At 39.6% G+C, this 20,639-nt stretch carries 15 protein-coding genes and 1 tRNA gene; 8 read left to right on the top strand and 8 right to left on the bottom strand.

Annotation, left to right across the window (positions count from 1 at the left end):
- Positions 1-43: 43 nt before the first annotated feature.
- The 4 genes from argH (at position 44) to VZF35_RS11805 (ending at position 4,757) form a co-directional block, all read left to right on the top strand.
- Positions 44-1,429: an argininosuccinate lyase gene (gene argH / locus VZF35_RS11820; RefSeq protein ID WP_407313795.1), complete on the top strand. Its 1,386-nt coding sequence runs from the start codon at positions 44-46 to the stop codon at positions 1,427-1,429.
- Positions 1,430-1,938: 509 nt separating this feature from the next.
- Positions 1,939-3,387: a nicotinate phosphoribosyltransferase gene (locus VZF35_RS11815; protein ID WP_407313793.1), complete on the top strand. Its 1,449-nt coding sequence runs from the start codon at positions 1,939-1,941 to the stop codon at positions 3,385-3,387.
- A 13-nt stretch (positions 3,388-3,400) separates the two neighbouring features.
- Positions 3,401-4,174: an NAD(+) synthase gene (nadE, locus tag VZF35_RS11810; RefSeq protein ID WP_407313791.1), complete on the top strand. Its 774-nt coding sequence runs from the start codon at positions 3,401-3,403 to the stop codon at positions 4,172-4,174.
- 1 nt (position 4,175) lies between these two features.
- On the top strand, positions 4,176-4,757 hold the full coding sequence (locus tag VZF35_RS11805; protein WP_407314589.1) for a 5' nucleotidase, NT5C type: 582 nt from the start codon (positions 4,176-4,178) through the stop codon (positions 4,755-4,757).
- Positions 4,758-4,864: 107 nt separating this feature from the next.
- Here the strand turns inward: VZF35_RS11805 and murC are convergent, their stop codons facing one another.
- The 5 genes from murC to VZF35_RS11780 form a co-directional block, all read right to left on the bottom strand.
- On the bottom strand, positions 4,865-6,217 hold the full coding sequence (gene murC, locus VZF35_RS11800) for a UDP-N-acetylmuramate--L-alanine ligase (protein ID WP_407313789.1): 1,353 nt from the start codon (positions 6,215-6,217) through the stop codon (positions 4,865-4,867).
- A gap of 89 nt (positions 6,218-6,306) precedes the next feature.
- A complete protein-coding gene (locus VZF35_RS11795; RefSeq protein ID WP_407313787.1) occupies positions 6,307-6,963 on the bottom strand; it encodes a cytochrome b/b6 domain-containing protein in 657 nt (218 codons plus the stop codon).
- 87 nt (positions 6,964-7,050) lie between these two features.
- Positions 7,051-8,454: a nickel-dependent hydrogenase large subunit gene (locus tag VZF35_RS11790; protein WP_407313785.1), complete on the bottom strand. Its 1,404-nt coding sequence runs from the start codon at positions 8,452-8,454 to the stop codon at positions 7,051-7,053.
- A 7-nt stretch (positions 8,455-8,461) separates the two neighbouring features.
- Positions 8,462-9,580: a hydrogenase small subunit gene (locus VZF35_RS11785; RefSeq protein ID WP_407314587.1), complete on the bottom strand. Its 1,119-nt coding sequence runs from the start codon at positions 9,578-9,580 to the stop codon at positions 8,462-8,464.
- 757 nt (positions 9,581-10,337) lie between these two features.
- A tRNA-Thr gene (locus VZF35_RS11780) sits at positions 10,338-10,412 on the bottom strand.
- Positions 10,413-10,781: 369 nt separating this feature from the next.
- Here VZF35_RS11780 and VZF35_RS11775 point away from each other — a divergent pair.
- Together VZF35_RS11775 and VZF35_RS11770 are read left to right on the top strand one after the other, a co-directional pair.
- A complete protein-coding gene (locus tag VZF35_RS11775) occupies positions 10,782-12,125 on the top strand; it encodes a hypothetical protein (RefSeq protein ID WP_407313782.1) in 1,344 nt (447 codons plus the stop codon).
- Positions 12,126-12,579: 454 nt separating this feature from the next.
- Positions 12,580-13,635, top strand: a complete 1,056-nt coding sequence (locus tag VZF35_RS11770; RefSeq protein ID WP_407313781.1) for a DUF4062 domain-containing protein — start codon at positions 12,580-12,582, stop codon at positions 13,633-13,635.
- A 654-nt stretch (positions 13,636-14,289) separates the two neighbouring features.
- On the opposite strand, the gene VZF35_RS11765 is transcribed toward VZF35_RS11770, so the two are convergent.
- Positions 14,290-14,928, bottom strand: coding sequence for a recombinase family protein (locus tag VZF35_RS11765; RefSeq protein WP_407313779.1), 639 nt, complete (start codon positions 14,926-14,928; stop codon positions 14,290-14,292).
- Positions 14,929-15,272: 344 nt separating this feature from the next.
- Here VZF35_RS11765 and VZF35_RS11760 point away from each other — a divergent pair, with 344 nt between their 5' ends.
- Together VZF35_RS11760 and VZF35_RS11755 are read left to right on the top strand one after the other, a co-directional pair.
- Positions 15,273-16,706, top strand: a complete 1,434-nt coding sequence (locus VZF35_RS11760) for an AAA family ATPase (RefSeq protein WP_407313777.1) — start codon at positions 15,273-15,275, stop codon at positions 16,704-16,706.
- Positions 16,703-17,518 carry a hypothetical protein gene (locus VZF35_RS11755; RefSeq protein WP_407313775.1) on the top strand — a complete coding sequence of 272 codons (816 nt, stop codon included), beginning with the start codon at positions 16,703-16,705 and terminating at the stop codon, positions 17,516-17,518. The genes VZF35_RS11760 and VZF35_RS11755 overlap by 4 nt, the downstream gene beginning before the upstream one ends.
- 298 nt (positions 17,519-17,816) lie before the next feature.
- Here the strand turns inward: VZF35_RS11755 and VZF35_RS11750 are convergent, their stop codons facing one another.
- Together VZF35_RS11750 and VZF35_RS11745 are read right to left on the bottom strand one after the other, a co-directional pair.
- Positions 17,817-17,990: a BRO family protein gene (locus VZF35_RS11750; protein WP_407313774.1), complete on the bottom strand. Its 174-nt coding sequence runs from the start codon at positions 17,988-17,990 to the stop codon at positions 17,817-17,819.
- 771 nt (positions 17,991-18,761) lie between these two features.
- A complete protein-coding gene (locus VZF35_RS11745; protein ID WP_407313772.1) occupies positions 18,762-20,537 on the bottom strand; it encodes a hypothetical protein in 1,776 nt (591 codons plus the stop codon).
- Between the last annotated feature and the right edge of the window lie 102 nt (positions 20,538-20,639).

The raw sequence follows: 20,639 nt of genomic DNA, 5'->3' as shown, positions 1-20,639 counted from the left end.
TCCCCATTTCTGCTTTTAATAAACTATGAAAGGACGATGGACTGTGAAACTCTGGGGTGGACGCTTTGAAAAAACAACAGATGCCTTAGTGGAGGATTTTCATTCTTCAATTCGTTTCGATCAACGTCTATACAAACAAGATATTTTAGGAAGCATTGCCCATGCAAGAATGTTGGGCAGTGTGGGGGTTATTACTGAGGATGAAGCAACCAATTTAATCGCAGGACTCCAAGGAATTCTGAAGGATATTCAAGCAGGAGACGTGGAATTTGAGATCGGGGCAGAAGATATTCATATGAATGTGGAAAAAATTTTAACCGAACGAGTCGGTCCTGTGGGGAAGAAGCTACATACGGGACGGAGTCGAAATGATCAAGTGGCCTTGGATCTGAGGCTTTACCTGAGAGAAGAGATCGACCAATCAAAGGCCTTAGTGGGTAAATTTGTACAAACTCTGCTGAATCTAGCCCATGAGCACCTTGAAACCTGGATGCCAGGCTACACTCATTTGCAAAAGGCACAGCCCATCACTTTGGCCCACCATTTAATGGCCTATATTCAAATGTTTTTGCGAGACCTTGGGCGGTTCAATGATACCCGCAAGCGTCTGAACCTATCACCCCTCGGTTCGGGGGCGATGGCTGGAACTACATTTCCTCTTAACCGGGAGAAAGCAGCCTTGGAATTGGGTTTTGACGGAGTAACCTTGAATAGTTTAGATGGCGTAAGTGACCGAGATTTCGCTCTGGAGTTTTTAGCGGCCGCTTCCATTCTTATGATGCATCTCAGTCGATTATGTGAGGAGCTTGTCCTTTGGTCAAGCGGGGAATTCCAATTTATCTCGATGGATGACGGGTATTCCACAGGGTCAAGTATTATGCCTCAAAAGAAGAACCCGGACGTGGCAGAATTGGTGAGAGGAAAAACTGGTCGCGTCTACGGTGATTTAATGGCCCTTCTGACTGTGATGAAGGGGTTGCCTCTTGCCTACAACAAAGACATGCAAGAGGATAAGGAACAGGTTTTTGATGCTGTGGATACGCTGCAAAAGTGCTTATTGGTCGTAGAACCGATGCTGAGAACGATGCAGGTTCACCGAGGAGCTATGGCTCGGGGAGCAAAAGGCGGCTTCACGAACGCTACAGATTTAGCAGATTACTTGGCTAAGAAAGGCGTGCCTTTCCGTGAGGCCCATGAGTTAGTTGGACGAATCGTCTTGAACTGTACGAAACAAGGCAAGGGACTGGAAGAGTTAACTCTCAGCGAATACCAAACGATTTCCCCAGTGTTTGACGATGATCTTTTTGAGGCAATTGGAATTGAACACTGTGTACGTGCTCGAAAGATTACAGGAGGTCCTTCTCCGGAAACAGTGGCTCAAGGGATCCAGCAAAGTCAGGAAGGTTTGCTGAGATTGTTGGGAGAGTAGTTTCCATTCTGAGAAAATGTCGAAATAATGATATGCAACAGCAACATTTAGCGGATTCTCAAGGAAATAGTGAATTATTTTGGGATATGGTTATAAAAGAGAGAACTAATACCCGTATAGGGTTAGGCTTAAATCTGCACCCTGCTATTTTTCTAAGGTTTATCGTCTAATTACACGTTCGATAGACAGAAAACTGTGCATAGTGTGGATAACTCTGTGGATAATACCAATATAGAGCGGCTTTTTCCGTGGATAAGTTAGGGATAGATGGGGGATAAGTGGATGAAACCTGTGGATAACCAACATGCAGGTTTCGATTATAACCGACAAATGGTTTAATGGCTATAATTTTTTAAGGAAAAGTGATTATTTACGTTCGAAAGAAGGAAATGTCGGCACAAAGGTAGAAATTCTCACACATGATTTCCCAATACTAATAAATGCTAAGAATAAACGATTTAATAACCCAAGAGATAACGGGATGGGTGAGAGTGGCGAGGTAATTGTCAATGGAAAATCTAACAATGCTTACAGATCTTTACCAGTTAACGATGATGCAAGGGTATCTTGTCAACGGATACCAGAACAAGGAAGCTGTCTTTGATGTCTTTTTTCGTTCGATTCCCTTTAACGGAGGCTACGCTCTAGCGGCCGGATTAGAACAAGTCGTAGAATTTATCGAAAATCTTAGGTTTGGAGAAGAAGATTTAGCGTATCTCCAAGGTCTGCAGCTTTTTCAGGAGGATTTCATTGAAGAACTGCGCAATTTCCGATTCACGGGAGACATCGATGCCGTTCAGGAAGGCACCCCGGTTTTTCCTTACGAACCTTTAATACGAGTAAAGGGACGTATTTTTGAAACTCAGCTGTTAGAAACTTCAATTTTGAATTTGATTAACTTTGAAACTCTAATTGCCACAAAGGCCTCCAGAGTTGCTGCGGCAGCCGGAAAGGGTCCGATCATGGAATTTGGCCTGCGGAGAGCGCAGGGACCGGATGCAGGAGTTTTGGGGGCAAGAGCGGCTTTTATTGGTGGTTGTCAATCAACATCCAACGTACTAGCCGGGAAACGTTATGGTATTCCTGTCTCTGGCACCCAGGCTCATAGCTGGATTCAGTGTTTTCCCACAGAGCTTGAAGCGTTCCGTGCCTATGCCCGAACGTTTCCGGATAATTGTTTATTGCTGGTCGATACCTACAGTGCTCTGGAATCTGGGGTTCCTAATGCAATCAAAGTAGGGTTGGAGCTTGAAGCAAAGGGGTATCATTTTCAGGGAATACGTTTAGACAGTGGGGACCTGACGTATTTGTCGAAAGAAGCTCGTCGAATGCTGGATGAGGCAGGCCTGAAGAGCGCCATCATTGTTGGGTCGAATGATTTAGACGAAGAGACAATTTTCTCGATTCGAGCGCAAGGAGCTGCCATCGATGCCTGGGGAGTCGGGACACATCTGATCACATCTAAGGATAGTCCCTCATTAGGGGGTGTGTACAAGCTGGCCGCCGAGGGGGAACAGGGGGTTTTTCATCCGCGTTTGAAAGTCTCGGAAAATATATCTAAGATCACAAACCCTGGAATTAAAAAGATCGTGCGTTTTTATGATCGAGCCGGAAAGGCTATGGCTGACTTAATTGCTCTCGATGATGAAGATTTCGGAGATCGTAAATCTTTGACGATCTTTGATCCCATTCAGACGTGGAAGAGAAAGACACTGACAAATTTTCGGACTAGAGAGCTTTTGCTTCCAATCTTCAGAGAGGGAAGACGAGTCTATGAGCTGCCAACGCTTCAGGAAATCCAAGAATATTCCCGCCAAGAACTGGATTCCTTCTGGGATGAAGTCAAGCGATTAGCGAATCCCCATACTTATATTGTTGATTTATCGGCCAAGCTTTTTGAATTAAAACAGCAATTACTTTTGACAATTCATAATGAAATAAAGGCAAATCAGAATTAGGGGGTTGAAATCAATGTGGACAGAGGATGAATTAGCAAGTCGGATTAACAAAGCAGTCGAATGGCTGCGTGCCAAGGTCGCCGAAGCCAATGCTAAGGGAGTCGTCGTAGGGATCTCAGGCGGCGTGGACTCAGCGGTTGTTACAGGACTTTGCTGCCGTGCCTTTCCGGACAATTGCATCGGGGTGATTATGCCCAGTCATTCAAACCCAGAGGACCGTGAGGATGCGCTCTGGATCGCCGAAGGCTTTGACCTCAGGCCCTTGGAAATTGACTTAGGTGAAGCTCATACTTCGATTTTTAATCAAGTCAAGCAAAGTCTGTCCGATCGAGACTGCACGCTCGTTGGTGAAAAGGTAAGCCAAGGAAATTTAAAGGCCCGCTTGCGTATGTCCACGTTGTATGCAGTAGCGAATGCCTTAAATTACTTAGTAGTAGGGACGGACAACGCCCCGGAGAGTTATACCGGATACTTTACAAAGTATGGCGATGGCGGTGTAGATATTTTGCCAATAAGTTCGCTTACAAAGACAGAGGTGCGCGCTTGGGCTTGGATGTTGGGTCTGCCTCAGAAGATTGCCATGCGTGTCCCGACTGCTGGATTATGGCCTGGTCAAACTGATGAAGCGGAGATGGGCTTATCGTATGATTTAATTGACCGCTATTTACTTGGGGAAGAGGTCCCTGACAAAGTTCGAGAACGTATCGAGGCTTTACACCACCAAAGCGAACACAAACGAAACCTCCCGCCCAGTCTTGAACTTCCTAAACTTGAGAGGTTGGATTGACGTGCGTATTGGGGTGGATATCGACGGTGTCGTGTCGGATAGTTATCCATATTGGCTGCAGGAACTGAATCAGTATTTTGGCAAAGATATTAAGACGATTACGGATTATGATATGCACAAGGTGTTTGAGGTTCCTAGTACCGATATGAACGACTTTTTTGTTGGGAATGCCGAGAGATTGCTTTTTATGCCTGAGATCGTGGCGGGGGCGAAGGAAGGAATTGAAACTCTGATTAAAGAGGGGCATGAGATTGTTTATGTGACCGCCCGCACACCCGAGGAGAAAGACGTTACATTGCGATGGTTTTTGAAACGAGAAATTCCACATGAACACGTTCTCTTCTCCGGCTTTAATAGTAAAGTAAGCTTAGTTAAAGAATGGGATATTGAAGCTTTTGTTGAGGATTATCATGTGAATGCCAAACAGATCGCAGAAATCGGGGTCCCCGTTTTTCTGCTGACAGCCAGTTATAATCAGGACCATGAAGAACTTCCAGGAGCTATCATGCGATGCCAAAGTTGGCAGGATATCGTAGAAGGAATCAGAAAATTAAAGGATATAAAAAAGGACGAATGCAGCTGACTAAAAATAAGGTTAAGGCTATAGAAAAACAAGGTCTGTAACAAGTTTTCCAATTGTTATAGACCTTGTTTTATTTTAATCTTTGTTCCATCCTGCAAGGATCGGAATTAACTGACGATATCCAAGCCGACCTTATAGATATCTCCGGCTCCTAAAGTGAGAACAAGATCCTCAGGAGCGAGTGTTTGAGCAAGATATAGTTTGATGTCGTCCAACGTGCCAATGTAGCGGGCTTGGATTCCTTGTTCTTGGATTAACTCGGCTAGGGTAAGGGCAGAGATAGTTTGGTGTCCTTGTTCACGTGCTGAGGCAAAAACGTCAGCAATAACGACTTCGTCTGCGCTTTGAAAAGCCTGGGAAAATTCTTGGAGGAGTTTTTCTGTTCGACTGAAGGTATGTGGCTGAAAGACTGCGCGAATACGACGATCTGGGAAGGATAATCGAGCACCTTCTAAAGTTGTGCGAATTTCTGTCGGGTGGTGGGCATAATCATCGACGATAAGAGCCCCATTGGTATTGCTTCCGAGATGTTCAAAGCGGCGTTTTGTCCCATTAAACTGGCTTAAGCTATTCAGGATTTCCTCCATGGGGATGCCAATTTCATGACAGACGGCAATCGTGGCTAAAGCGTTAAGAATATTATGTCTGCCAGCGACATGGAGGTCCAGGTCACCGACGTATTCCCCTTTAAGCATGATTTTCATAGAACTCTGCTCATCCCTGAAGAGGATTTCGGTAGCCCTAATATCAGCAGATTCTGAAAGGCCAAAGGTGGTTATCGGTGCAGTACCCCGGATTAATTGGCGATTTGGGTCCTCAGCCCAGATATAAATGTGGCCGTGATTGGGTACTTTCTGAGCTAGTTCGGCAAAGGCTGAGATGACATCATCCAGATCTTTAAAATAATCAGGGTGATCGAACTCAATATTCGTAATTACGAGATGCTCAGGTGAATAGTTAAGGAAGTGGCGTCGATATTCACAGGACTCCGCTACAAAAAATTCTCCGGTACCAGAATGGGCATTCCCTCCGATGCTTGGTACATCGCTGCCCACAACAATCGTTGGATCGAATCCGGCGTGGAGCATGACAAGTCCCATCATCGCCGTGGTTGTCGTCTTGCCATGAGTACCGGACACTGAAATTCCCCGCTTTTTAGAAAGAAGGCGCCCAAGAAATTGAGGGTAGGTCAAAACAGGGATATTTAGTTCTAAAGCCCGAGCTATTTCTGGATGTTGATTCGTATAAGCAGCCGAGGCGACAATTAAGTCGGCTTTTTCCACGTTACTGGGTGAAAAACTTAAAACAGGTATTTGGGCACGTTTTAAAACACTATCTGTAAAAAAACTTTCTTCTACGTCTGAGCCTGAAATGGTAGCTCCTTCGATTTGAGCACTAATCTGAGCTAACGCGCTCATGCCTGTGCCCTTTATGCCAACAAAATGAATATGCAATGCCAAAACGTATCGTCCCTTCTATGTATAACTCTACCTCTCATTATACCCAAACTTATACAAAAAGGTATCATATTTATACAAGGAAAATTTTCCTAACCTTTTTTTGGAGGAGGTTTTCGTTCGTAACCGGAGACTATTGCCTGAAGATGACTGAGGTTTTCCGTAAGACTTAGGTAAATATGAACGGGAATAGTTGCTAGGAAGTAGATAGTAATGGTGAATTTTATCCAACGCAGGTGTTGAAAGCCTCCTACTAACCTCCAAGCCCAAACTAGGTGTTCTCCTTGCCAGTAAGAGGCAAACCCCAGAAGACTCGCCAGTAGGAAAAGGAGAAACCAGGAAAAATACATGAGCGCTTGCCCACTGTTATATTTCCGCCTGGGTGGAGGAGACGTACGGAGGAATAGGTAATAAGCTAAGAGTTTCGGGAATAGTTTAAAATTATGTAGTTTTGGAATAAGAGAGTGATCCCGTCGGAGGAGGGCATCTGTACATCGTATAGCCACAAACCCAAGGGCGAACCAACTTGATATTACATGAATTTTGAACATATCGCCATAGTTTACAGCTAAAAATTCAGCGGGTTTATGCAGTTCCAAACCGCTTAGAAGGATTCCGGTCAGGCTTAAAGCAAACCCCCAATGAAAAATCCTCACCCACAGAGGCTGGAAAAGGATAATTTCTCCTTTTACCTTTCCCTTCTTAAGTTCTTTGGAGAAAGGTTTTCTAAGCTTGATCTGTCGCTTCATATTGATTACCATGTCCTTGAAAGTTAATAACCTTAACGGATAATTTTTATAAAAAGAAGAAAGGTGAAAAGCTCGCGGGGTTTGCTCTTAAACGGGAATTCTTAAAGCTCGGACCTTTTCACCGTCAATGATATGAACACTGCAAGAAAAGCAGGGATCAAAGGAGCGGATAACCCTGCCTGCTTCTTTTAGGTCCTCTGATTGCACTTTCAGACCAAGTAATGACGATTCTGCGACACTGCGGGTGCCTGATTCGTCCCGAGCACCAAAGTTAAATGCCGAAGGGGTTATGATTTGATAATGTCGGACTCGTCCTTCTTTGACAGCAATCCAATGCCCTAAAGAGCCGCGCATGACGTCGTGGAGCCCGACACTGATCCCGGAATCTTGCCCCATTTTTCGGTTGAGAGTTTCTGAACCCGGTTCCAGGCGATTCAGCCAAACCAGAGTGGCTTGAGCAATTTTCTTGATTTCTAAGGATCGTGCCCAAATTCGAGCGAGTGCACCATGTCCTATGACCTTTTCCTTGTTGATGATCGCTCGGGCTAAAGGGCCGACTTCAACAGGTTGGCCGCGATAACGCGGAGATTTGACCCAAGTGTACCCTTTGGCTTGACTATGATCGGGAATAGTGTCCTCTTCTGAGGGGTGTAGGGGCCCGTGAGGTTTATACCAAGCGTGAGTCACATCTTCGGTCACGTAGTTCTCATTGAAGCTTTCTCGCTCGTCTTGAAGAATTACGCCCTGGGAGAATAGCATACTTCCTTCTGGGCTTGGAAATCCTCCTACGGACATGAAATTACCGATGCCTTGACCGAGGTCTACGTATTCAGGATAGCGTTTAATAATCAAATCAACATCCGGCAGAAGAACATTGTCCAGAAAGCTTAATATTTCCATGATATACCCTCGATAGCGATTAACCTTGTCAGCATCTACTTCCATACTCGCACCTCCAGGCACGATCCCATGTCCGTGGGGAGCTTTTCCTCCGAAAACAGCAAAAGCTGCGTGGGCAGACCGAGAAATTTCTATGGCTTTGAAATAATGCTCGGTCAGAGTGGTATTCTCTTGATTAGACAATCGCAGGTCGGATTCCGAATGAGGAATAAAGGGAGCTAGATCAGGACCGCGAAAATAATCCGGCAAGGCGTACAAATAAAGGTGACGAATATGGTTTTGGATAAAATCACTAGCCAGGATTAGATTGCGTACTAAAAGTCCATTGGAAGGTACTTGCATTTCTAAAGCTTTCTCAACGGCTAGCGCTGCTGTAATGGCATGGGCGGAAGAACAGATGCCGCAAATTCGTTGAGTATAATAGGGCATATCCATTGCGGAACGCCCAATTAAGATTTGTTCAAATCCCCGGTAGAGGGTATCTGAAATATAGGCGTTCTTAATTTCGCCATTGTCTAGCCAAGCTTCTAACAACATAGGGTTGTGAATGCGCGTCACAGGGAAGATAGTTTTTTTCTCCAGAATAGTCACTCCTCGATCAAGTTTTCTTCACTCGATAGTGATGAAAGGTTTTTGCTTTTTTAAGAGAAAGTCGGTGCTTTCCTCGGACGGAAGACTTCAGCAGATTCCTCTGAATTCTGCCTTTGTAAAGAGAGGCCGCAACGTGCCCCACAATTGCTGCAGACGTTAATCCTAAAACCCCAAGACCAATGGAATCTGTGGCAATCTTTGTCCCGCCAGGTATTGGAATATCGGGCGAGTGGACGCTAAACGGGGACATCAGATCCGGAAAGCCTGGCTCTGTACAGCCAATACAAGGGGTGTTACAGCCGATGGGCCAATTAAAGCGGTCGTTCCAACGTCGAGTCGGACAATCGGCATAAGTAACAGGTCCTTTGCAGCCGACCCGATAAAGACATTCTTTCTGACCAATGTCTGTGGCGAAAATCCCTTGGTCATAATCCCGTCGCCTAGGACAGCGATTATGTACAGTTTCTCCGTAAAAAAGCTTCGGCCTTCCGTAACTATCCAATTCTGGTTCACCATATAAGGCTAGATGGAGTAACGTTCCCATAGTCCAATCCGGATGGGCCGGGCACCCCGAGACATTAATAACCTTCCGCTCGGGCAGGATATTTTGCACCCCTGTGGCTTGAGTCGGGTTAGGATAGCCAGAAACGGGGCCTCCAAACGTTGCACAACTCCCAATGGCAACAACGTATTTAGCTTTGAGGCCCAGGCGGCGAACCAATTCCATACCAGTTATGAGTTTGCCTTGCTCATAAGCAACATGGTCGTAATGTCCTCCGTCACTTCGAATCATAGACCCCTGTACAAGCAGAATGTATTCGTTGGGCAGTTTTTCATAGGTCTCTTGGAGAATTCGGTAGGCGGCATCTCCTTGTGCCTGATTCATGCTCCAATCATAACGCCAATCAACAATGTTCGAGAGAATATCCGAAAACGTTGGGGTCCAGATATTGTCTAGGGAGATACTGTCCCCAGTACAAGTACCGGTTTCAATCATCACCACGGGAAGCTTCTTGACGTCGCCAGCCGCAACCGCTTGGGCTAGAGGAGGGGTAATAAGTTGATAAAAATTGCCGAGAATAGCTCCCTTAATAATTAATTTAAGAAAGTCTCGTCGATCCAGTATGGCACACCCCCTTGTGATGGTATTATTTCCAAAAAGCACAAGTTACACTCGAAATTTTATGCTTAGATTATAATAAGATTGAAAAAAAAATCACAAAATACCTGGGCAAATTAACAAATATGGTTTATAATAGCAGAACAGGATACAACAACTTATTTTAAGTTGTTTACATAAACACCCTTTTTCTCACTCTCTCCCTCCTCGTGAGGGGATTTTTTTTGAGCATTAGAGATTTTAGCTGTGACTTAGTTGCAGCCAACTTATGAACTTTCAATTTAAATGTTTGGCTTATGGGCGATAATAGCAGATAATAAGCGGTATTGCATTTTGACAAAGGGATATGACAAAATGGCATAGCAATATGTAATAAATTACCATAATACTATTTAACACAAATTTGTAAATATATGTTATAATATGTCGAAAGTAATTTTAGCGTTTTGCATGTAGTGAAAGTGAAACCCCCTTTATCCTTCCGTCTTTCGACGGAAGGAGCTTTTTGAAGATTTTGTCCCATTTTAAATAGGGATTAACCCTAATGGGGCATTGCGCAGAAGACCTTCGGACGCGGAGGTCTTCTTTTTAAATTGTGCTAAACACACACATGGAAGCTGCTTTACATAAAGTGTAAGAGCACAGCTTAATTAAGTCTGTTCCCAGGATACCATCTCTCGTGTTAACCCTCATCAAGGAATGATGGGGGCCTTTTTACAGCAAGCAAAAACCCCGCAATCGCTTGCGGGGTCTAAGTTTCCAGTGGAGCCGATGGTCGGAATCGAACCGACGACCTGCTCATTACGAGTGAGCTGCTCTACCTCTGAGCCACATCGGCATAAAAAGTGTTGATTTAAAGCCATTCTTCGTTAACAGCAACTCATTTTTTTGCAAATAGAGCAGCTCATTACGACTTAGATAGTATAACATAAGTCGATTCCTTTGTTAAGTCTAAATCAAAAATCTTTATGTTTTTTCTACTTGATAAGGTTGGGTGTTATTTTTAATAGTTGTCATTAATTTCAGTTTCGTGCTAACAAATTACACTTAGTAAGGTATTGATGATTTCTAAATGCTCATTTTAGGGAATAGCTTCATATCTATATTAGTATTGTAAGTATTTGGTGTTTTGCAGGTAGTATAGGTAAGATGTAGAATATATGGAAAAGGAACCCGTATCTCTATACATAGGTTATAGCAATAGCTTGTGGGGTTTATACAAAACTCAATAAAGGAGAGCAAAAAAATGAAGAGGTGTATATATTGCAATAAAAGTGTTGAAGATGGGATAATTATAAACGAATCTCATATAATTCCGGATGCTTTGACAAATGGAAAAATAACCTATGCAAATGTATGTAGTGTAGAACATAATCAAGTATTTGGAGATACATTCGAATTTGATATAATTGAGAAATGCAGAAGAATTAGGAACTTTTTGAATATAAAGTCTAAAAAGGGTAAAATTCCATCATATTATGCAAATCTGGATATTGATGGGTACAAATTTGATAAGCTAACGTCCAGATTTAATAATATATTAGATGGTAGCTCGTATCCTGTAATAAAAAATGAAAAGAAATATCTTTTTAAAATGATTAATAAAAGCATTGATAATGAAAGTAAACACTTTTATGAGTTGATACACAATCTTCAGATAACTGAAGACCTTGAGTTTGAAGAACTATTTAAAATGTTAGGTTCACAAAATATGTTACGTTTAGTTGCTAAAATAGGTTATGAATGGTTTTGTAAAGAATATAAAATAAATGGGGTTCTGCCCGATTATACAGATATAATCAATAGCATTGTAAATGAAAACAGCAATAAAAGTGTTGTTTCGATTATTAATAATGAAAAATTACTAAATGATTTAAATAACGAATTAGAACTTGGTACACATGCATTAGCTATTTATAATACTTCAAATGATCGAAATGCTTATGTGTTATTTTCTTTTTTTGGGCTAATCTTGTATAAAATTAGAATAAGGCAATACCCGTTTTATATTGCTAAGCCAACTAATAGTATTGATTTCTATGGATTTAGAAGTGATGGATGTATTGGAAGCTGTAAAATATATGCAAATAATTTCGATCAACATTTAGTTTCTTTAACATCGATTGACGAGATTAATATTTTGAAACCTTCAATAGCAAAGATATATGCAAATTTATTATCAATACAAATAATTACATTACGGTCATTTAAACCTTTCGTAAAAGAAATTACCAATATAATAAAAAAGAATCAATTTCAATCGGAAAGGTTATATGACGAGTTAATAGGGTTAGCACATAGTACCGTTATTACGGTTACTTATGTAATTTATCTAATTGGTAAGTATGAAGATCAATACAATTATGATGATACATTTCAAAATAATATTAAACATCTTTTTAATAATACTGATAAGGTCATAATCCATAAAAACATTAAAGAGGAGTTATTATTGTTATTTAATAGTGGTGAGTTTCTAAATTATTTACTTACAGGCTTATCAATATTTGAAAAGTCATACAATAAGGAAATAAGGAAGAAAAATGATTAATATCAATAGCATCACAAACACTCTGTTGTTTTATTACCAGCCCCAATTCCTGACTTCTTGGCAAGAATGCATGGTTGGATAAGTTAATGCTAAACTCAAGCTATCAGTGCTAGGAGGTGACTTATTTTTATGTTTAAGATCAGTGCTCTGCATTAATTTGAAAGTGTAACGGAGGAGGGAATGTGATTGGTAGGGGCCGTGTTTTTTACTCGAAAAAATTTTTAAAAATTGCAACCTCACTTTTAAATCATTAGAGTTCTTCAAAGGGGTGGCCCTATAAACGTTCATAGTAAAGTGATGAAGCTTGCACTTCCGATAAAACCTTGGAGGGTCGTCTCTAAATGTTAGAAAATATTTCCCCTTGCACTAGGCATAGTCAACTTGATGTCGGGGTGTTTCTTAGCAAGGGGAGGCTAAATTTACGTAATGCTGAATTGAGAATAGAAGGATTCTAGTGAAAAATGTAGAAAAGTATTTTACAGTTAATTCAATTAAAGGAATGGTTGCTATGGCCTCACCAAAAGTTTTTGTTAGTTCTACTTGTTATGATCTCAAATATATAAGGGAAAATTTACGATATTTTATTAAAACCATCGGTTACGAGCCAATTTTAAGTGAAGACGGCTCTGTGTTTTATGATCCTAAAGTACATACTCATGATGCTTGCATAACTGAAGTTCCTAATGCTCAAATGTTTGTACTAGTAATAGGAGGTAGATTCGGAGGACAGTTTAAGAGCACCGAGTATTCAATTACAAATGCTGAATACAGAGAGGCTTGTAAACAAAAAATTCCTATATTTGCTTTAGTGGAACAATCAGTATATAACGAACATCACGTGTATTTACGAAACAAAAGTAACCCTGATATAGACGAAAGTAAAATTATCTATCCATCGGTCGATAATATTAAGATTTTTAGCTTTATAGATGAAGTTCGAAAAAGTGCCGTGAACAATGCAATCGTTCCGTTTACTGACTTCTCCGATATAGAGCAATATCTTAGACAACAATGGGCAGGCATGATGTTTTCTTTTTTGACTCGTGATAATGAGGAAAAACGTATACTTGATACACTTTCTATGTTAGGGAAAATGAATGATAGAGTTGAAATGTTGTCGGAGCAGATTTTAAGTTCAGTCGGAACTAAAGAAGCTATAGTAACTGTAAAACTATATGAGGAAATGTTATCCGAAAACGTAATACAAGACCTCATGTACTGGTCAATAAAACCAACACCTATTTCAATTTTAGTGAATGAAACTTTTGGTGATTGTGTAAAGTTCTTCGGAAAGGATTATTGGTCTGTTAAAAAAGAGAATTTTGCAATATCAAGCAGTGGTGAAATTGAAGAGAATAGACTGGAGAGGAACATTCAAGAATATACGAAATTACGTCAAAGATTGGTCAAAATAATACAAGAGAATGGTTTGAATGAACAGAACTACGTTCAAATTCAACAGAAAACCGGACTAGAGCAAAATAGACTTAGCAAACAAATAATAGCATAGTACTGGATTAAATTTTTGAATCAACACTTTTATCTATGCAAAAATTTCATTTACACAAAACGATTTACATTCTCGGAGGATGCCTTATCCATAGCTGCCTCCAAGTCTTTTTCGGTTAGTTTAGAGTATCGTCTAGTTACATTTATATCAGCATGTCCCCATAAAGCATCTATTGAAGACTTATTTTTGCATCACCCCAAGAAAATTGTGCTTAAAGGTTTTGCTCGAAGTGACTTTACAGGTGAGTGAGTAGTGGAAAAATCTGTGCTTACAGCCAGGGGGGCCGGATTTTTTACACAAAAAATTATAAAAATTTTTGTATGCCCACTTTTTACACTTAGGATTGTCTAGATGGGGAGCCTCTTTAGAGGCTTGGTACAGGATTGCCGTGAACGGAACTGAGTGGGTGAGTATATGGTGCATTTTGCCGGTACACTAGGCACAGGCAATATTGCCGTACCCCCATAACTTAGCCTACGGAGGCTCAGTTTTATACCCGGTCATTATTTTTATGAATATGGAAATTTTTTCAAATGGTTAATTTCACGATAGTGCCTGGATCTAATTTGCTAGGAATTTACGGGCATCATAAGGCATCTTATAAGCTTGAACTTGATCTTGTCCTCTGGGATAAAGACAAAGAAAAAGCAGGTACTAACCCTGCTTTTGCACTTTCATCTGAGCTTCATATTCTTTTACCTTCCTGTAGAAAGTAGCCTTTCTTAATCCACTTAATTCCATTGCTTTTACTGCTGTGATCCCTTCTGCTTTCCATTGCTTGTAAGCCTCCATAAAGCTGTCTGTGAGTCCAATTGTAACAGGTCTGCCAATGCCCTTACCGTTGTTCTTTGCTTTTAAGGATGCTATCCCTTCAGCTTGCCTAGATCTGATCTTATCACGTTCCTTCTGAGCCATATACGACAGTAGCTCAAACACGATATTGCTGATCAAAGTCTTTTCAAGGGTATCCTTGCCGTTAGTGTTAAGCATTGGGGTATCTATAACGATAATATCAACCCTCATTTTGATTAATATGTTCCATTCTTCTTTGATCATGCTCATATCTCTGCCTAGTCGATCCAGCTCCTTAATAACAAGTGTATCTCCTGGCCTAAGTAGTGTATCTCTAAGAGATATGTACCCAGATCTATTAAAGTCCTTACCACTGGCCTTGTCGGTAATGATGTCCCTCTCGTTGGCAACGTATTTCATCAACTCTGCAATCTGCCTGTCCAAATTCTGCTCTTTAGTCGATACCCTAGCATATCCATAGATTTTGTTTGCACCGTTCATTTGCCCAAGACCTCCAATATACATTTTCTGATCAAATAGTATCATTTGTGTATCAAAAGGTCAATGCAAATAATGATACGTACCACAAACTGTTTGAAACCTTTTGCTACGAAATTTACGTTCCAGAAATGCTGATATGACTACATTTTTGAAAGAGTGATTTTGGTATCAAAAGGTACACCTTATGGTACTGAAATAATATAATCTATCCTTTATATATAATTACGAGAGTTATTTTCATATAAATTGACTTACAATTTAATTTATACGACAAATAAAATTGGGTTTTTATAGAGGATTTAGAAGCATTTAATAGAATAAATGGATAGAGGGTGGTGATTAGTTTGGAAATAACAGTAAAGAACTTTAAGGCAATTCAAACATTAGAGAATTATAAAGTTAATAATCTTAATGTCTTATCTGGAACAAATAGTGGTGGTAAAACTTCGTTTATCCAATTGCTTTTATTACTAAAACAATCACTTGAAAGAAGTGTTGAACAAAGCTCATTAATACTTAATCAACCTTATGTTTCTTTAGGCAAATACAAAGATATTATTTATTACAATAAGAATAATTTAGAAATAGGCTTAAAGATATACAAAGAAGATATTAAGCCTATTGATTTTAATTTTCTTCGTTTAAGAAATTTAAAGAAAGAAGTTCTTGAAAGAATAGAATCTATTGAACTTAAGCTAAAATTTTCTTTAGTTTCTGGAAGAATAACTGTAGAAAATTTTGATGCAACTTACTCTTTTGAGGATGGTGATTTATGGGTTCGTGGTGGTAGAAAAAAAAGATCACAAAAGTATTGGATTTCATTCAACTCTCCTTTAGAGTTTGAATATTTAGAAAAATTTCCAGAGATAGATTTTGATGGAGATGAAGGAAATGTTTTCTTTGAAGGTTTTTTTCCACACAGTATTGCTAGTACTGATGACTTTTCGGGTTTTAACCCATTCTTATTTGGTATAAAGAGGCCTATTAAACGTTTCTTTGATAATATTACTTATTTAGGACCACTTAGAGATGAACCTCATGCTTATTATTTCAACGATAATGACTATGTTCCGGCAATTGGTAACAGAGGTGAATTTGCAGCACAAATTTTATCCAAGCATGCTAAGGATCAAATTAAGAACCAGAGGATAAGTTATTCTCAAACAGATACAATTATTTATACACAGAAAGAGGAAAGCTTAGAAGAAGGAGTAAGATACTGGATTTGTGATGTTTTTGGTATGGCCAAGAAAATTAAAGTAAACAAGTTACATGATGGGGCTATGTACATAATTGAAGTAACCAATCACTTTGGTTTAAAAATTCCTATCACCCATGTTGGATTTGGTATTAGCCAGGTGCTTCCAATTATTGTTGAAGGACTTAGAATGAAAACTGGTGGGATTTTAATACTAGAACAGCCAGAGATACACCTTCACCCCAAAGTTCAGAGTTTGCTTTTTGATTTTTTGTATAGCTTAACATTAACAGGCAAAAAGGTAATTATTGAAACTCACAGTGACCATTTTATAACTCGGTTAAGAAGAAGAGTTGCTGAAGATCCGGATAATAAGTTGGCTAACGATATAAATCTAACTTTTATTGAAATAGAGAACGAAACAACTTGTTACAAAAGGCTAAATCTAACGGATTATGGTAATCTGCTTTATTGGCCAACTGATTTTTTTGATCAATTAGACAACGAGTATCGAGCAATTGTAAAAGCCCAATCTCGAAAAAGAAAACTTAAATTCATTGAGGAGGCAAAACACGAGTGATTTATTCTGCTGTGTTAGATCCTTCTTCAGTTATATGGGATAGGGAAGATTTTCATTTAAATAAAACAAAGTATTACGAGCTTGCAGATAATTTAATGGAATTCATTGAAATCATCGTCGAGAACCCTTTGCAGTTTCTCTTACGTGAGGAATTGCTTGAGGAGATGATAAATGGGTTTCCGGCATATGAATTTGCATCCGAGTTCCCAGAACTTTACGATTTTAGAGCATCAATCTACAGATTTTTATCCAATATGGCTGAAAACATTATCCCATTTGAACCTATGCAATTAAATGCTGTTTTAAGTATACCAAACATAAATCAACCCCATTTCAACTCGAAAACTAATGAGGAAGTTTTATATTTGTTATCTAAGTTATCCGTTGAAGACCTAAAAGTGATCTTTTTTACATTTGAGGAAATTTGGTCTAGTTTAAAGGATAACATTGTGATATTTTCTGAAGGAACAAACAATAGAGCATATGAAGTCCTCTATAACGTAGATCAATGTATTAAATTCTTTGAAAATTTGAAATATGCCTTTGAACCGTCACGTAAACATCATCGTCTTTTCGGTTGGGGGTCAAAACTTAAATTACCCGATGTAATTTGTCAAGAACTACTTGATTCAGCTATTAGTGAGGTTGAAGAGGATTTTTCAGGTTGCCAGCCATTATTTAATTATTATGAAAAGGATAATATCTTTATTGCTTTTAGAGCTCATCAGCCATATAAATATCACGGATATCCCGTTGATGAAAATGAAATTCCGACAAAGGTTAAAAGGAAGATTTTCAAAAAGATATCTTAATGCCCCAATTTTTTTCAGGGCTTTTGTAATGGGATGTCGTTATGAGTTAATAAATATAAGCCTATAATACGTGTCAACTACTATGGTACATCTGATACTTAAGTAGAATCTTAAAGGCAGCCGACCTGGAGTGATTACACCCAGTTATCGACTGCTTTCTTGCTTTACTAAAGTAAAGTAACTGTATGGTGTAGATGAGTTAATTAATGTCTGGAATTAGCCACCACTCGAATATGACACCTTACGTAGGGTAGATTGAAGATCTTTGCCTTAGCTTCTGGTTTATGACTTTGAACGACTAATAAATATAGCCCGGTCTCAGTAACCATGGACATTCTTGGTTACCTCTTTTACGATTAAAGTGTATTGAATACACTGTATTCCGTTCATTATCATTAAGCCGTTTTACAGCATTTCTGGTATGACCGATACCTAAAGCATCACAAACATCCTTTGACACAAACCACGGCATATAATTGATCATTATGCTAAAATCTGTGACTCGTGAATCGAGATCTTATCATTCTCCACACGGTAACATCTTCTTAAACACTCATATAGGGGACTTGTCCCTTTTGTAAAATTATAAGCAGAGTGCTTTCAGTTATCTACAGATCAATGTGTCCTTTAATACCATCGATTAAAACGATAGTATTCACTACGATTCATTTTCATTGATTAAAACATTGACCTATACTGGAGGTAAGACGAACTTTAAGTGTATAACAACATGTTATCTACGGAGGGTCCGAGATGCATCCCATGTCTAATTGGACATGAAAAATCAACTTTGATGTCTATAATTATAGAAACAAATGCCATTAACTTACAGAGAACAGCTTAGTCTGTTTAGAATACTGTGATTCGGGTTACCTCGAATACTGTGTTTTAAACACATAGTATTCTTTCTACACAAAGCTTGACCGTTATCAAAAATGTCCCCAGCTATATCCCGGTTGTTGGTATATAATCTACCACAAATATATGCCGGGGGCTGTTTTTGTTTTTGAATCTCTATCGAGAATTCACATGAAGAATAAGAGTGAGATGCTTTTTTGCCATACCCGGAAAGCTAGATGTACCAAGGGTTTCAGTAAACTCACGTACTTTTCCATATATAATATAAATTGGAATGTGAGTTGCAATTTGGTATCTTAACCGAATAAAGGACGAAATTGTTTCTTAAGGTCCTTGGAACGAAGTGAACAAGGTGGCTCGTTGCCGTTAGGCAATGAGACATTAGCTATTTAGCTACAGTCCGTGGGTTAATTATAATATAGTGTTGGTTCCAATCGATTAAACCAGCAGCATACATTTTAGCAATTTCATCGTCTTTAAGGTAGTCAGAAATGTGTCCGTCATTTTTCCAACCTAGCTTCTCGTAAATATAACTTTTATGGTATTTGCCAGGACTCAGCCCTTTGATGCAGTTTACGAACTTGCTTGCTTTAGTATCTTTTTGGGGGACATTTTCATCTTTAGGTTTTTTCACGTCTAATTGAATGGTTTCACCGACCTTGACATTCTTTAGCTGTTGTATGACCTTTTTGACAACATCTAGCTTATCGTTCACAACATAGATTTCAGACTTTAACCTCCCTTCACGATTGATTCTCATAATTGCTTGGTAGATTTCGGATGGTACGGAACCCTGTCTAATATCTTCAAATTCTGCATAATGGAAACTATAACCTTGAGTAGTCTTACCCATTGTTAATTTGTGGGTACGGATGGGGGAGCCTTTAAAGAAAATCCATTGCAACGGGTACACCTCATACGGGAAATTAGGGGTAGCAATGACCCACACCTTGTTGAAATCTCTCCAATAGTTCTGGCCAATAATTGCTCCAAAGTGGGCAACAGCTATTTTTTCATCAGCATACTTATCTCCAATACCAATATTGGAATGCCCCAACTCTTTTAAGCAATTTATTGTCTGACTTTCATGTGGATAATGAGTAACTATCAAAGTCTTATCGTCCGTTCCAAGCCTATCTGTAATTAGTTTACAAACCTTACTGAAGAAACTCTTGCCGTAACTATTGATGCTATTTTTGCTTGTGTTGAAATCAACCTGATAGAGAGTAGTATCCGAGTGGTCAATTATTTTTGGAGGGCATTCAACGACTATATCAGGGGCATAAAAGTATCGTCTGTCAATCCCGGCATTGGCATCTAGAATCAAATTGTTCGATAGCTTCCAACGAACTGCCTTTCGGTTATAGGTTGCTAACCGTCCATTGTTAAATAAGCATTCATTGGAGTCGATGCAGCAATGCAAGAACTTTACAAAATTATCCACTTTGCTTCTGTTAGATTCTTTCTTAAAGTGATGGTAATTTGCATTGAAATCTGCTTCAAACTCTTTTACTAATTCCAGGTCCACTTGAGGTCTAGCCTTGAAAATTCGATTCGGATCTTTATTTAGCTGGAGTCCTGTAATTTCATTTGCCAGACCCTCTGATACTTTCAGCAACCCAGCTTGTAGTTTTCTTGAGGGTAGAAACCCCATCATTTCCCGATATAGTTGTTCGGAATATGAGTATATTGGCAATTCTAATTGTTCATCAATGATCAGGGTATGCCTACCTCGTTCGAAATACTCCCTAGTATAAGGATCTTGGCTAAGACGGAAATACCTTGAGTGAGTGATGATTACAACAGGGTACATTTCAATTTGAACCAAGCCCTTTTGAACTTCTCCCCAGTTATCGTGAGTGATACCCAAAGCAATAGGGATACCAGCAGTCGAATTATCGTTCATGCAGGAGGCACTTCGGGTTACGTCATTGACGAATCGTTTAACTAAAAGGAACTTCCTTCCGAAATCTCCGTGTTTATTTGTATATTCGGATAAGATTCTGTCGGTTTCAACCGATTTACCAATGCCAGCTTCATAGCCAACTGCTAAAAAACGATCATAACCCGTCTCCTGCTGGGTAATAAGACTTTCTAAATGTTCGATAAGCTTAATGTACTCGTTGCCGTACCGTTCGATGAAGTATTCTCGACTCCCCATAGATTTCTCCCCCTTAAGAAAACTCAATAGAGTAGCTGTTTGATTCAATCGTAAAAAAATCCCATCGTTACGAAGCAACAAAGTTACTCGAAGATGAGATTT

Origin of the sequence: Desulfosporosinus paludis (assembly GCF_045689965.1) — a bacterium.
GTDB lineage: Bacteria > Bacillota > Desulfitobacteriia > Desulfitobacteriales > Desulfitobacteriaceae > Desulfosporosinus > Desulfosporosinus paludis.
Note: the sequence above shows the minus strand (reverse complement) of the source record. Positions and strands in the feature narration are given on the sequence as shown.

Excerpts from the sequence above, each read along its gene's own strand:
- VZF35_RS11815 (WP_407313793.1), top strand. The coding sequence starts at position 1,939 with ATGGAAAATCTAACAATGCTTACAGATCTTTACCAGTTAACGATGATG.
- nadE (WP_407313791.1), top strand. The coding sequence starts at position 3,401 with ATGTGGACAGAGGATGAATTAGCAAGTCGGATTAACAAAGCAGTCGAA.
- VZF35_RS11795 (WP_407313787.1), bottom strand. The coding sequence starts at position 6,963 with ATGAAGCGACAGATCAAGCTTAGAAAACCTTTCTCCAAAGAACTTAAG.
- VZF35_RS11765 (WP_407313779.1), bottom strand. The coding sequence starts at position 14,928 with ATGAACGGTGCAAACAAAATCTATGGATATGCTAGGGTATCGACTAAA.
- VZF35_RS11750 (WP_407313774.1), bottom strand. The coding sequence starts at position 17,990 with ATGCCGTGGTTTGTGTCAAAGGATGTTTGTGATGCTTTAGGTATCGGT.
- VZF35_RS11745 (WP_407313772.1), bottom strand. The coding sequence starts at position 20,537 with ATGGGGAGTCGAGAATACTTCATCGAACGGTACGGCAACGAGTACATT.